Source organism: Alphaproteobacteria bacterium, assembly GCA_040905865.1.
GTDB lineage: Bacteria > Pseudomonadota > Alphaproteobacteria > UBA8366.
On the sequence record JBBDQU010000002.1, the window covers coordinates 35,850 to 48,609 of the forward strand.

General features: G+C 61.8%; 11 protein-coding genes. 7 read left to right on the forward strand and 4 right to left on the reverse strand.

Features of this window, described 5'->3' with window-relative positions; all coding sequences use genetic code 11:
* The first annotated feature begins 205 nt into the window (after window positions 1–205).
* The gene (locus WD767_00445; GenBank protein ID MEX2614543.1) at window positions 206–427 is read left to right on the forward strand and encodes a DUF4170 domain-containing protein; all 222 of its coding nucleotides are present in this window, start codon (window positions 206–208) and stop codon (window positions 425–427) included.
* Between the two features lie 93 nt (window positions 428–520).
* On the opposite strand, the gene WD767_00450 is transcribed toward WD767_00445, so the two are convergent.
* On the reverse strand, window positions 521–2,815 hold the full coding sequence (locus WD767_00450) for a xanthine dehydrogenase family protein molybdopterin-binding subunit (protein MEX2614544.1): 2,295 nt from the start codon (window positions 2,813–2,815) through the stop codon (window positions 521–523).
* Window positions 2,816–2,938: 123 nt separating this feature from the next.
* On the opposite strand from WD767_00450, the gene WD767_00455 reads away from it, so the two are divergent.
* Complete coding sequence (locus tag WD767_00455) at window positions 2,939–3,988, forward strand: hypothetical protein (protein MEX2614545.1); 1,050 nt, start codon at window positions 2,939–2,941, stop codon at window positions 3,986–3,988.
* A gap of 4 nt (window positions 3,989–3,992) precedes the next feature.
* Here WD767_00455 and WD767_00460 read toward each other — a convergent pair whose 3' ends face one another.
* Window positions 3,993–4,793 carry an alpha/beta fold hydrolase gene (locus WD767_00460; GenBank protein ID MEX2614546.1) on the reverse strand — a complete coding sequence of 267 codons (801 nt, stop codon included), beginning with the start codon at window positions 4,791–4,793 and terminating at the stop codon, window positions 3,993–3,995.
* Between the two features lie 183 nt (window positions 4,794–4,976).
* Between WD767_00460 and WD767_00465 the strand changes: the two genes are divergently transcribed.
* A complete protein-coding gene (locus tag WD767_00465; GenBank protein ID MEX2614547.1) occupies window positions 4,977–6,590 on the forward strand; it encodes an FAD-dependent oxidoreductase in 1,614 nt (537 codons plus the stop codon).
* A 79-nt stretch (window positions 6,591–6,669) separates the two neighbouring features.
* The gene (locus WD767_00470; protein MEX2614548.1) at window positions 6,670–7,800 is read left to right on the forward strand and encodes a zinc-binding dehydrogenase; all 1,131 of its coding nucleotides are present in this window, start codon (window positions 6,670–6,672) and stop codon (window positions 7,798–7,800) included.
* A gap of 5 nt (window positions 7,801–7,805) precedes the next feature.
* Here the strand turns inward: WD767_00470 and WD767_00475 are convergent, their stop codons facing one another.
* Entirely contained in the window at window positions 7,806–8,747 is a 942-nt protein-coding gene (locus tag WD767_00475; GenBank protein ID MEX2614549.1) for a TIGR03619 family F420-dependent LLM class oxidoreductase, read from the reverse strand.
* 101 nt (window positions 8,748–8,848) lie between these two features.
* Here WD767_00475 and WD767_00480 point away from each other — a divergent pair, with 101 nt between their 5' ends.
* From WD767_00480 to WD767_00490, 3 genes are read left to right on the forward strand one after another with little or no spacing between them, the layout of a single operon-like run.
* Entirely contained in the window at window positions 8,849–9,466 is a 618-nt protein-coding gene (locus tag WD767_00480; GenBank protein MEX2614550.1) for a glutathione S-transferase family protein, read from the forward strand.
* A 17-nt stretch (window positions 9,467–9,483) separates the two neighbouring features.
* Window positions 9,484–10,335, forward strand: a complete 852-nt coding sequence (locus tag WD767_00485) for an alpha/beta hydrolase (GenBank protein ID MEX2614551.1) — start codon at window positions 9,484–9,486, stop codon at window positions 10,333–10,335.
* 33 nt (window positions 10,336–10,368) lie between these two features.
* Window positions 10,369–11,157 carry an enoyl-CoA hydratase-related protein gene (locus tag WD767_00490; GenBank protein ID MEX2614552.1) on the forward strand — a complete coding sequence of 263 codons (789 nt, stop codon included), beginning with the start codon at window positions 10,369–10,371 and terminating at the stop codon, window positions 11,155–11,157.
* A 131-nt stretch (window positions 11,158–11,288) separates the two neighbouring features.
* Here the strand turns inward: WD767_00490 and WD767_00495 are convergent, their stop codons facing one another.
* A complete protein-coding gene (locus WD767_00495) occupies window positions 11,289–12,734 on the reverse strand; it encodes a S1C family serine protease (GenBank protein ID MEX2614553.1) in 1,446 nt (481 codons plus the stop codon).
* Between the last annotated feature and the right edge of the window lie 26 nt (window positions 12,735–12,760).

Consider the following 12,760-nt stretch of genomic DNA (forward strand, 5'->3'; position numbering starts at 1 on the left):
CGGTACGGCTGGTTCACCGGATCCTCACCTTGGGCAATCCGTTATGTCAGACCTTTACTGTCCTTGAAATTGCAATGATACAAAATTTCGTGCTTATATCCCCTTGGGGTCGCCATTTTCAACCAGGCGACAGGTTGAATGGCTTCCGGCCTTCCGCGGGCCGGCGCCGGCGGGTGTTCACTGTCTGTGTTCGGAAAGGTGAAGCATGGCGAAGCAGCTATTGCATATGGTTCTGGGTGGCAGGCTGAAGTCACTGGACGGTAACGAGTTCGCGGATCTCGACAAGGTCGATGTGGTGGGCCTGTATCCCAATTACGAAGAAGCGAAGAAGGTCTGGCGCAGCAAGGCGCAGGCCACGGTCGACGACGCCATGACCAAATACTTCGTCATCCATGTCCATCGACTGCTCGATCCCGACGACGATTGAAGGCCGTCCGCAAGCCGATCCGGCCTGCGCCTCAAAATGAAGCCGCCGCGCGAATTTCTTCGCGCGGCGGCTTTTATTGAACGGCTGTCCGGTTCAGTCGGCGGCCAGGCTATACGATGCGTCAATCGCCGCCAGGACTTTCGGCGGGGACATCGGCACTTCGGTGAAGCGGATGTTCAGCGCGTTTGAAACCGCGTTTGTAATCGCCGCGAGCGGCGGGATAATCGGCGTTTCGCCAATGCCGCGCACCCCGAACGGATGGGTCGGATTGGAAACCTCGACAATGACCGTATCGATCATGGGCACATCCGACGCGACCGGGATCCGGTAATCGAGGAACCCGGCGTTCTCCAGCTTGCCGTCCTTGCTGTAAATGTATTCCTCGTTCAGCGCCCAGCCAATACCCTGTACCGCACCGCCCTGGAACTGTCCTTCGACGTAATCCGGCTGTACGGCCTTGCCGGCATCCTGGATAACGGTGTAGCGGAGGATCTTTACACGGCCGGTTTCCGGATCGACTTCAACATCGACCAGATGGGTCCCGAAACTGGGCGCGGCGCCGGTGGCGTTGATCCGCGCATCGCCGCCGATCGGGCCGCCTGTCTTGCCGGCCGTTTTCGCGATCTCCGCGAGCGACAGCGGATCGAATTCACCGGCGTTCGATCCGGCGGGATGGGCCGCGCCATCCTTCCATTCCACCGCGTCGACGGGAATATCCCAGATTTTCGCGGCGCGGGACCGAAGCTCGTCGATTGCTTTTCCCGCCGCCTGATGCGCGGCCAGTCCGCCGGAGAACGTGCCGCGACTGCCGGCCGTGATAAAGGTGAACCCAAGCGCCGCCGTATCCGCGACGATTGGACGAACCTTGTCATATTCGACACCAAGGTCTTCGGCCACCATCAGGGCGAGCGACGCGCGCGATCCGCCGATATCGGGCAGGCCGGTCATGACAGTAATCGACCCGTCCTCGATGATATTGACGGTCACGCAGGTTTCGCCGCCGATATTGAACCAGAAGCCGGACGCGACGCCGCGGCCCTGGTTCGGGCCCAGCGGCACATGGTAGTTCGGGTGTTTCCTGGTGGCTTCCAGCGTTTCGACCAGTCCGATCGGGCCGAATTTCGGCCCGAAGGCGGCGCGGGTGCCTTCCCTTGCGGCGTTCTTGAGCCGGAATTCGACGGGATCCATCCCGATCCTGTTGCAGATCTCGTCGACGATCGCCTCGACGGCATATTCCGACATCGGCGCGCCGGGGGCGCGATAGGCCGCGACTTTCGGGCGGTTCGATACAACGTCGAAGGCGACGGCTTCCACATTTTCCAGGTCATAGGGCGCGAAAGCGCACATCACGCCCGGCATGACTGGCGCCCCCGGGAAAGCGCCGGCCTGATAATACATTTCGACCTGTCCTGCCGTAAGGCGCCCGTCCCTGGTCGCCCCGATCTTCGCCTTGATGAACGAACCGGAAGTGGGGCCGCTGGCGCGCAGGACTTCGTCACGGGTCATCGTCATCTTGACCGGCTGGCCGGCCTTTTTCGACAAGGCAAGCGCAAGAGGCTCCAGATACACGATAATCTTGCCGCCGAACCCGCCGCCGATTTCGGAAGACGTCACGCGAAGCTTCGCAATGTCGATGTCCAGAATCCTGGCGCATTTGGCGCGCGCGACGAAATGGCCCTGGGTTGTGCACCACAGTTCGGCGACACCGTCCTCCGCCCAGCTCGCGACACAGGCATGCGGCTCGATATAGCCCTGGTGCACGGCGGCAGTCTTGAATTCGCGTTCGATGATCACATCGGCTTCGGCGAAACCCTTTTCGATATCGCCGGATTTGACCTGGACGCGCTTGGCGACGTTTGACGGCTTTGTCGGCTTCGGGTCGACGCCGTCGGTAAACAGGTCATCGTGCAGTAACGGCGCATCCGGCGCGGCGGCTTCCATGACATCAATAACATGGGGCAGGACTTCGTAGTCGACCTCGATCAGCTTCAACGCTTCCGTGGCGATCGCCAGGCTTGTCGCGGCAACAGCGGCGACGGCGTGGCCTTCATACAGGGCCTTGTCGCGCGCCAGCATGTTATGCGCGTAATCGCGGTAGTTGATCTGCATTTCGCCGTTCTGAACCAGGTCGGTCGGCTGGAGCTTGAAATCGGCCGATGTGACGACGGATTTCACGCCCGGCAGGGCCTCCGCCTTCGACGTGTCGATGGACAGTATCCGCGCATGGGCATGCGGGCTGCGCAGGACCTTGCCCTGCAGCATGTTCGCGACAGAGTGGTCGGCGCCGAATTTTGCCCGTCCGGTTACCTTGTCGACGCCATCGGGTCGCGTCTGGCGTGTACCGACCCATTTGAAATCGCCTCTGCCATTTCCATTTGCCGTGCTCATGCCGTTGTCTCCCAAAATGTCGTGCTGTTGGCGTATGCGTGCTCGCACAGAACGCTCGCAATATTCTAGCGTTGTCAGTAGTCTTTTGGGAATGGTTATTCGGTTGGCACCTGGGGGGATATTATGAAGGATACCGTATTTGTCGGCGCGGCATACTGGGACAAGGCGGCTAATGGCGCCGTCACCCAAGGCCTGTTCCGGCTGGATCGTGACGCGGGAAAGTTGCTACCCGTCTCGGATGGCCTGCCGGACGATCTGGAGGTTCGGTTTATTACATTTCGCGGTCCGGACAAGGTGTATGTCGGGGCGCAGGACGGAATTTACCGCAGCGATGATGGCGGTCAGAACTGGGCGCACAAGGGGCTTCCGGGTCAGGAGCGCAAGGTCTGGTCAATTCTGCCGATTGGCGAAAAGTCACTGTATGTCGGGACCGAAGGCACCACCGTTTACAAAAGCGACGATGACGGGGAGACATTCCGCGAACTGAACGTGCCGAAGCCGGAAGGATTCGTGGATATGGGCTTTCCGAACCGCGTCATTCGCATGGCTGCCGATCCGGCCAATACGGACGAAATCTATGTCGGCCTTGAAGTGTCCGGCATTGTTCGCAGCCTTGACGGCGGCGAAACCTGGACCGATTGTAGTGGCGGGCTGATCGATCTGGCCAACAGCCAGGACCGGCTGAAAAGCAAAATCGGCAGCAATACTTTCACGGAAGGCATGATGGATTCGCATTCGCTGACCATCAGTCCGACCCATCCCGGCACGGTCATTCTGGCCAATCGCATGGGCCTGTTCATCAGCCATGACAAAGGTGACACCTGGGCGGAAATGGGGATCGGCAAGCATTCCGAACTGACCTATTGCCGTGACGTGAAGGTGTTTCCGCATGATCCTGAAACCCTGCTGGGCGCATTCAGCGATTCAGCCCGGGGCGTTTCGGGGTCGCTGTATCGCAGCAAGGATTTCGGCAAGTCCTGGACACGTTTCGACAAGGGCGTGACCATGAACAGCACGCTGATGATCCTCGGCGCCAGCCCGCAGACCCCGGACCGGGTCTATTGCGCGGCCCGCAAGGGACAGGTTTTCGGAACCGAGGATGGCGGCAGGACCTGGAAGGAATTCGACCTGCCGCCTTTCGTGAAGGATGTCTACGCGCTCGCCTGCGCCTGACAGTTCAGTTCCGGGGCAATGAATCGAGGAAGCCGGCAAGCACCTTGTTGAAGGCGTCGGCTTCCTCGACATAGGGCATATGCCCGGCGTTCGGGATGGTCGCCATCCGGGCGCCGGGGATGCCATCCCGGTACAGGGTCATGCGTTCCGGCGGCGTCGCGATATCGTCGGAGCCGGCAATAACCATGGTCGGTACGCGGATGTCGCCGATCCGCGGGTCGAAATTCATGGCGAAAATGGCGTCGCCGGCTTCGGCATAGCCTTCGACCGGGTTGGCGGTGAACTGCCGGCGCAGTTCCGCATATTTTTCCGGTTCGTCTTCCCGGAATCCCTTGCGCAGGTAGCGTTCCAGCACGGCATCGGCGCGCGCATCGACGCTCTGTTCGCGCATGACGGCCGTGGCGGCCTTCTGTCCGTCGATGCTGCTCTGCGGCAGGACGCCCTGCGTGGTGACGAAGGAGACACTGCGCAGCCGCTCGGCGTGATCCAGCGCCATCGCGAATCCCGCCATGCCGCCCAGCGACGCGCCGACATAGTGGGTCCTGTCGATTTTCAGGAGATCGAGCAACGCGATGATATCCCGCGCGATATCCTCTATCCGATAGGGCTTGCCGGCCATTGCGGTGCCGCCATGACCCCGCAGATCAAGCGCCAGTACCCGGTAGCGGTCGCGGAAACAGGCGATCTGCGACGCCCAGCTGTCCATGGTGAAGCCCTGCGCATGCGCCAGGGTCAGGACAGGGTCGCCGTCGAGGCCCTGGAAAATGAAATTGTGGCTGATACCGTTGAGAATGATTTGGGGCATGTTCGGTTGTCCTTCCGCCGCGGGCCTGTACGGATCTGATCGCCAACCATTCTCATGGGGAAAACCCGCGGGGGCAAGGGGCTGCCAGTGACGGACCCTGCAGCGGTTCCCTTTAAACCTGATGTGTTCTAGCCTCCGGTCGAAAGCCGGCAAGGCGGCGGGTGCGGAGGAGGCTGTACGGGGATGGCGGCGGAAAACCGGTTTGACATAATTGTCGTCGGCACGGGAGCGGCGGGGCTGAGCGCGGCGCTGGCGGCCGCCGTAAAGGGCAGGCGGGTGCTCGTGCTGGAAAAGGCGCCGGTCGTTGGCGGCACCACCGCGATGTCCGGCGGCTGCATCTGGGTCCCCGGCCATCACCACATGGCCCGGCTGGGCGTCAGCGATTCACGCGAAGCCGTCCTGGAATACATCCGCGCCGTGTCGCCTGAGGGCTGGCACAACACTGAAGAGCCGCTCTGGGCGGCCTTCGTGGATCACGCGCCGAAGATGCTGAAATTCGTCGAAACCCACAGCCCGGCGCGATTCACGCCGAACCGCGATCCCGACCCCTATGCCGAAGCGCCAGGCGGCATGGCGTTCGGCCGCAACGTCTCGCCCGCGCCGATCCGGATCGCGATCCTCGGCGACTGGGCGGCGAAGGTGCGGCGGCCGACCATCGACCTGCGGATCAATTACGAGGAAGTGGTCGACCGGCACTTCTATTCCAATCCGAAGAAGGGGATGCGGACCCTGCTGCCAAGGCTGCTGTGGCGCAAATGGACCGGCCGGCATGTGCGCGGTAACGCGCTGACCATCGGGTTGCTGAAAGGCTGCCTGGATCATGGCGTGACGGTCTGGACCGAGGCGGCGGCCCGGCGGCTTGTGCAGGAAAACGGCGCCGTTACCGGGATTGAGGTCCTGCACGATGACGAAACAGTCAGCCTAGCAGCCGGTTCGGTGATCCTGGCCAGCGGCGGTTTCGAATGGAATGCGGAAATGATGGCGGAGCATTTTCCCGGCCCCGTCGAATGGACGGCGACGCCCTCGACCAATACCGGCGACGGGCAGCGCATGGCGGCGGAAGCCGGCGCGCAACTCGACCGGATGGACCAGGCGCTGATCATGGGGACGACGCCGGTCACCTATGAAGGCCGCGTCCAGGGCCAGCCTGCCGCCGATTATTTCCTGCCGCATTCCATGATCGTGAACCGGCACGGCCGCCGCTTCGTCAACGAAAAACAGATGAATATCGGGCTGGCCTTCGCGGAGCGGGACCCGGCAACGGGCGCCCCTCTGCACCTGCCGGCCTGGCGGATCTATGACGGGCAGTTTGCCGCGAAATATCCCCATGCGCTGCCGAACAAGTCGGTGCCGGGCAATCATTTCCGGGCCGAGACGCTGACCGAGCTGGCCGGATTGATCGGCGTGCATCCGGCGGGGCTGGAAGAATCCGCGCGGCGGTTCAGCGAATTCGCCCGGATCGGCAGCGACGCCGATTTCGGTCGCGGCGGCACGATCTGGGACCGCAACCGGGGCGGCGATCCCGGCCACAAGCCGAACCCGACCCTGGGAACGATTGAAAATCCGCCATTCTACGCGATGCCGTTCAAGGCGAGTTTCCTCGGCACCAAGGGCGGCCCGCGCACCAATGAGAAGGCGCAGGTGCTGCGCGAGGACGGCACCGCGATACCGGGGCTCTATGCCGCCGGCAATGTGATGGCCAATTCCTTCGGATCGACCGGTGTCGGCGCGGGAACGACACTGGGGCCCTGCCTGACCTGGGGTTATATCGCCGGAATGAGCGCCGCCGGGGACTAACCGGGGCGGCCGCCTTGCCAGCGTTGGGGCGGGGCGGCATCATGCGGGCCGTTGCGTAATTTCAGACCGGATCCGACCCATGAAAATGAAAGCCGTCGTGTTGTATGAAGGGGGCCTTGCCGCGCCTTATGCCGAAAGCCGCCCGTTGCGCGTGGAGGAAGTCGATCTCGATCCGCCGAAGGCGGGGGAGGTGCTTTGCAAGATCGGCGGCGCGGGGTTGTGTCATTCCGACCTGTCGATCATCAACGGGCATACGCCGCGTGTCCTGCCCATGGTGCTGGGGCATGAGGGCGCCGGCGAAGTCGTCGAGGTCGGCGCTGGCATCAACGACGTGCAGGTCGGCGACCATGTGGTCTTCCAGTTCCGGACAAGCTGCGGTCGCTGCCGCCGCTGCCTGGAAGGACGCTCGGCGCTGTGCGAGGTATCGGCCAGGGCCAAGGCGTCGGGCGGCCTGATCGGCGGCGGCAGGCGGCTTTCGCTGAATGGCACAACGGTGTCGCATCATTCGGGCATTTCCTGTATGGCGGAATACGCGGTGGTGGATCGCGGCACGGTCGTCGTGGTCGACAGGAACCTGCCGCTGGACGAAGCCGCGATCTTCGGCTGCGCGGTCATGACCGGCGTCGGCGCGGTGACCAACACGGCGCGGGTGCGGCCGGGCGATGTTGTCGCGGTGGTCGGGCTCGGCGGCGTCGGGCTGAACGCCGTGCTGGGCGCGAAGCTGGGCGGGGCGGAAAAGATCATCGCCATCGATATCGCGGATTTGAAACTGGGCCTGGCCCGTCAGCTCGGCGCCACCCATACCTTCAATGCGAAGAGCCCGGATTGCGTCGCGGAGGTCATGAAGCTGACCGGCGGCGGCGTCGATTTCGCGGTGGAAACCGCCGGCGCCATCGCGGCGATGGAGACCTGCTACAATATCCTGCGCACCGGCGGGCAGCTGATCGCCTGCGGCATCCCCGGATCGACCGAGACCTTTGAATTCCGCCCGGCGCAACTGGTCGGCGAGGAGCGCGGCATCCTGGGCAGTTCGATGGGAAGCTGCGTGCCGGTGCGGGACGTGCCGCGTTTCATCAGCCTGTTCCAGCAGGGCCGCCTGCCGGTCGACCGGCTGATCGACGCGCGCATCGGATTCGACGATGTCAATGAAGGTTTCGACAAGCTGGCCCGGGGTGAGGTGGTGCGGCAGATCCTGGTGCCGCACCTGTAGAGAGATTATTGCGTGAGGGGCATGACCCCGGCGGCGAACGCCTCCATCCGGTCGAGGCTTTCCCTCATCGTCGGGGATCGGAAGTCGAAGACGATCTCCGACACGCCGACCGCCTGGAAGGCCCGCACGTCCTCGGCAATCTGTTCCGGTGCGCCGGAGAAAGGCTTGCGGTCCGTACCCGCCGGCGCGCGCCCGCCATCGTAAAGCGGCGTCTTGTAGCAGATCGTCATGGCGTCCGGATCGCGGCCATTGGCTTCGGTCATCCGTTTCAATTCGTCGATATGGACCTGCAATTCCTCCGGCGGCAGCGGCACGGCGGCGATCGATCCCACCGGATGCCAGCCATTGCCGTATTTCGCCGCCCGGCGCAGCGCCGGTTTGCTGTGGCCGCCGATCCAGATAGGCGGGTATGGTTTCTGCACCGGGTGCGGCATGCAGCGAAGTTCGTTGAAGGAATAGAATTCGCCATCATGGCTGACGGGGTCCTGTGTCCACAGCTTCTGGAAAATTTCCAGGTATTCGTTCGTGGCGGCGCCGCGTTTTGTGAAATCCGGCGCGGAGAGTGCCTCGAATTCCTCGCGCAGCCAGCCAACGCCGACACCGACCGTGACCCGTCCCTTCGACAGCACGTCTATCGTCGCCAGCATCTTGGCCGTGACAACCGGATTACGGTGCGGGACGATCATGACGCTGGTGACCATGCGCAGGGTTTCGGTCTTGGCCGCGATGAAGGACATCAGGGTCAATTGTTCGAAGGCATCGCCCTCGCCGGGAAAGTCGCCCTGGACGGTATAGGGGTATTTCGAATCGATTTTGGTCGGAAAGACGATGTGATCCGCAATCGTTACCGAATGGAAGCCAAGCCGTTCACCACCCTGGACCAGCCCGGTCAGCGCGTCGCTCGTCGCCGATTCGCCGCGGGTCGGCAGATAAAATCCGTATTTCATTTTGGCTTCCTCTGTTTTGGTCAGCGAGATTGTCGCGTCCTGTCCGAGTGGCTAGTTTTACGCCAGAGAGCAGACATCAACAGAACAGGTGAATCAAGATCATGAAACTCATTGGCGGATTTGGCTCGCCCTTCGTGCGGCGGGTCGCGGCCAGTCTCAACCTTCTGGGGCTGGACTGGGAACATGAAGCGATCGCGGTTTTCGACAATCCGGATGCGGTGCGAAAGCATAATCCGCTGGTGCGGGTGCCCACGGTGGTGCTGGATGATGGCGAACCGCTGGTCGAAAGCTATGCGATTCTCGATGCACTGGATGAAATCGCCGGCGATACGAAGCGGCTGATTCCGGCAAGCGGTGCGGCGCGGCGCAAGGTCATGCAGCTGACCGCCGTCGCCACCGGTTCGATGGACAAGGCGGTCTGGGCCTATTACGAGTACCGCTTCCATCCGGCGGAAAAGGTCCATGAACCCTGGGTCGAACATAACGAGGCGCAGGTGCTGGGCGGCCTCGGCCATCTCGACGGAATCGCCAGGGCGGCGGGAAAAGGCTGGCTTGCCGGCACCGAGCGGATCAGCCAGGCGGATGTCAGCGCCACCGTTGCGCTGGGCTTTGCCAACCGGGTGCGGCCGAACCTGGGCGTCTTGGAGAAGTTCCCCGACCTTGCGGCCCTCGCGGCCCGCTGCGAGGCGATGGACGAATTTTCCAGCGTGAAACCCTGAGAGTAAGGGAGCCGGGGATGACCATGTCCGAAACGCTCAAGATACGCAGTTCAGACGGTGTCAACCTTCACTGCGAAGTGACCGGGGACGGTCATCCCCTTATTTTTGTTCATGAATACGGTGGTGACTGCCGCAGCTGGCGGCCGCAGGTCGCGTATTTCAGCAGCCGTTACCGCTGTATCGCCTACAACGCGCGGGGTTATCCGCCATCGGATGTGCCGGAGGCCTTCGCGGCCTACACGCAGGAGCGCGCCTGGATGGACATCCGCGATGTGCTGCGCGGCCTGCGGGTCGACAGGGCGCATGTGGTCGGTCTTTCGATGGGCGGCGCGGCGGTGATGCATTTCGGCCTGAACTGCGGGGAGATGGCGTCCGCCCTCGTGATCGCGGCGACCGGAAACGGCTTCGACCCGGCGGATCGCGCAAGTTATTGGCGGGGACATGATGTGGGCGCACGCCGGATCGCGGATGAAGGCATGGCCGCCTTCGCGGATATCTACGCGAATGGCGCAACCCGCCTGACCTTCAAACGGAAGGACCCGGAAGGCTGGGCCGAATTCAAACGGATGGTGGCGGAGCATTCGGCCATCGGGTCGATCAATACCGCGCTCGGCATCCTGCGGGTGCGGCCGTCCGGATATGAATTTGAGGACCAACTCGGCGGTGTCGATGTTCCTGCCCTCGTCCTGTTCGGCGACCGGGACGAACCCTGTTTCGCCCCGGGCCGTTTCCTCGCGAAATCCATGCCCCGCGCCGCCATGGCGGTGTTGCCGGATACCGGTCATGCGGCGAATCTTGAGGAGCCGGTCCTGTTTAACGAAACACTGGCGCGGTTTTTTACCCGCGTTGAATCCGGAAACTGGACGTGACCGGAATTCGAAAACCTCCCGGAGCAAAGAAACATGTCAGACAATCTTGGATATGAAGTGTCCGATGGTATCGCGACGCTGACCCTGAACCGGCCGGAGAAGCTCAACGCATTCACCAACGAAATGCTGCACGGGCTGGTCGCCGCGCTGGATGAGTGCGATACCCGTGACGACGTCCGGGTCGTTATCCTGACCGGCGCCGGGCGCGGTTTCTGCAGCGGCGGCGATGTCAGCCGGATGGGGGAGGCGGCGGATAACCGACCCCATGTCACCAAGGACCGGATCTGGCGGGATATCCAGGCATTCCCGAAACGCCTGGCGCGGTTCGAGAAACCGGTCATCGCCGCCGTAAACGGGGTGGCGACCGGCGGCGGGATGGATCTGGCGCTGGCCTGCGATATCCGGGTGGCGGCCGAATCCGCGCGATTCGCGGAGACCTATGCCAAAATCGGACTGCTGCCGGGCGGCGGCGGCGCCTGGTTCCTGCCCCGGATCGTCGGGCAGGCCCGCGCGCTGGAGCTGTTATGGACGGCGGAATTCCTGGACGCAGCCCAGGCGCTGGAACTGGGACTGGTGAACCATGTTTATCCGGACGCGGATTTGATGGCGGAAACGCGGAAGCTGGCGGGCCGCATCGCCGCCATGCCGCCCCTGTCGATCCGGCTGATCAAGCGTGCGGTGGCGCAGGGCCTGAACACCGACATGATGACCAGCTTCGATCTGATCAGCTCGCATATCGCCATCGCCCGCGCCGGGGTCGATCATCCTGAGGCCGTTGCGGCCTTCCGCGAAAAGCGCGAGGGTGATTACAGTGGCTATTGATCAGATCATGGTTGGTTGGAATCGCCGTGGGCGATCCAACAACCATGTGAATCTGTTCTATCTTATTGAAGGTTATAGCACATCAGGTTTGAATGGAACCTGATGTGCTATAACCGGGCGCGACGCCGTTCCTAAGAGGATGGTGCGGCATCGGTTCGTATCCTGAGGGCGTTCAGGGCGTCGGCGATGGGAACAAAAAGCCCGAGGCCCTCGCTTCCCGGGATTGCAATTTTTGCAACGCTGAGTCCGATCACATTGCCGAATTCATCGAGAAGTGGCCCGCCGCTGTTCCCCGGCGAAATGGGGGCGTCAGCCTGAATGAAACTGGTCGATCCCAGTTTCCGGGTGCCGCTCACGATTCCCGATGTCACGGTTGACCGCAGGCTTTCGTCAATTGGCGTACCGACAACATAAATCCGTTCAAGATTTTTTGCGGGTTCCAATCGTATCGGCAGTGCATTGGGGACTCGCAAAGCGACCGAAATCAGCGCGACATCGGGGTTTTCCATCCGGCGTATTACTCTGCCCGGTATTTCCAGGCCATTGCTGAGTACCACGCCGATATTCTGTACTTTCCCGACGACATGGGCATTTGTAAGCAGGTACCCGTTTTCCGAAACGAAAAAACCCGATCCGTGACCCTGGCCGGTCCGAATTGTCGCGACGGCCGAAAGGATGGAATCGGGCTGGTCCTGAATTCTGGCATGCGCCAGAGGACGGACGGCAATCGATATGTCTTCGCCCTGGAATTGAGCGATCCTGTCGTCCGGACTGTCTTGGCGAAGCGCGATGCCGACAAATTCCCTGGAGCCCAGAAGATTTTTCGTCGCCTGGGCGAATGCGCCGTGAAACAGGAGCAATACGCCGTCGCGGCTCGTCCGGCTTTCCTGATAGTAGCCCTGTGTACTGAATGTCAGGACTTCCCTTTGTGTGATAGTGGAAAAGACAGTCCAGTCGATATCGATGGACATTTCGCCGCCAAATTTGTCCACCGGATAGCCGCCCATCCAGTTGTAGACCTGGCAGATATTGCTGGCGATATTCGTGATACGCCCACCGATCAGATATTCGGCTGACTGCCCACCCGTGTTCTGGCCAAACAGGTCCTTCGGGTCGCCGGCAATGTTCAACCCGGATTGGGACAGGGCTTCATGGAATACTTCGCGCAGTTCAGTGTGCCAGTTGCCAAATTCCGATGTCCTGGAACCCCATCTGATAATGCCTTCACCCGTCGTCGTTACATTGCATAAAGTGCCGCTGACACCGTTGACGCCCCCTGCCGGGAAGCGGCCGACTACCGCGCCGCGCTGCAAATTCGCGACGATTTTGCTCAAAGCAAACGTGGCTTGATTCCGCGCAGGCGTGTCAATCTGCACGGGCTGTATGAATGCCGGGGCGGCAACTGTCATCGACGCCGTATTGCATCCTGTCATCAGGAGTGCGCCACAAATCAGCGCCACGTGGTGCGGGAACAGTTTCATAGCAATTGCCTTTTCCATCGCTAGGATACTCTCTTTGATCGATTCCTTATCGTATCGTTGTCGTTTTAATATGCATGAACTTCTACCGGTGTTCAATATATGTTCTTATAGGTTCCGCGACG

Excerpts from the sequence above, each read along its gene's own strand:
- WD767_00445 (MEX2614543.1), top strand. The coding sequence starts at position 206 with ATGGCGAAGCAGCTATTGCATATGGTTCTGGGTGGCAGGCTGAAGTCA.
- WD767_00450 (MEX2614544.1), bottom strand. The coding sequence starts at position 2,815 with ATGAGCACGGCAAATGGAAATGGCAGAGGCGATTTCAAATGGGTCGGT.
- WD767_00455 (MEX2614545.1), top strand. The coding sequence starts at position 2,939 with ATGAAGGATACCGTATTTGTCGGCGCGGCATACTGGGACAAGGCGGCT.
- WD767_00460 (MEX2614546.1), bottom strand. The coding sequence starts at position 4,793 with ATGCCCCAAATCATTCTCAACGGTATCAGCCACAATTTCATTTTCCAG.
- WD767_00465 (MEX2614547.1), top strand. The coding sequence starts at position 4,977 with ATGGCGGCGGAAAACCGGTTTGACATAATTGTCGTCGGCACGGGAGCG.
- WD767_00470 (MEX2614548.1), top strand. The coding sequence starts at position 6,670 with ATGAAAATGAAAGCCGTCGTGTTGTATGAAGGGGGCCTTGCCGCGCCT.
- WD767_00475 (MEX2614549.1), bottom strand. The coding sequence starts at position 8,747 with ATGAAATACGGATTTTATCTGCCGACCCGCGGCGAATCGGCGACGAGC.
- WD767_00480 (MEX2614550.1), top strand. The coding sequence starts at position 8,849 with ATGAAACTCATTGGCGGATTTGGCTCGCCCTTCGTGCGGCGGGTCGCG.
- WD767_00485 (MEX2614551.1), top strand. The coding sequence starts at position 9,484 with ATGACCATGTCCGAAACGCTCAAGATACGCAGTTCAGACGGTGTCAAC.
- WD767_00490 (MEX2614552.1), top strand. The coding sequence starts at position 10,369 with ATGTCAGACAATCTTGGATATGAAGTGTCCGATGGTATCGCGACGCTG.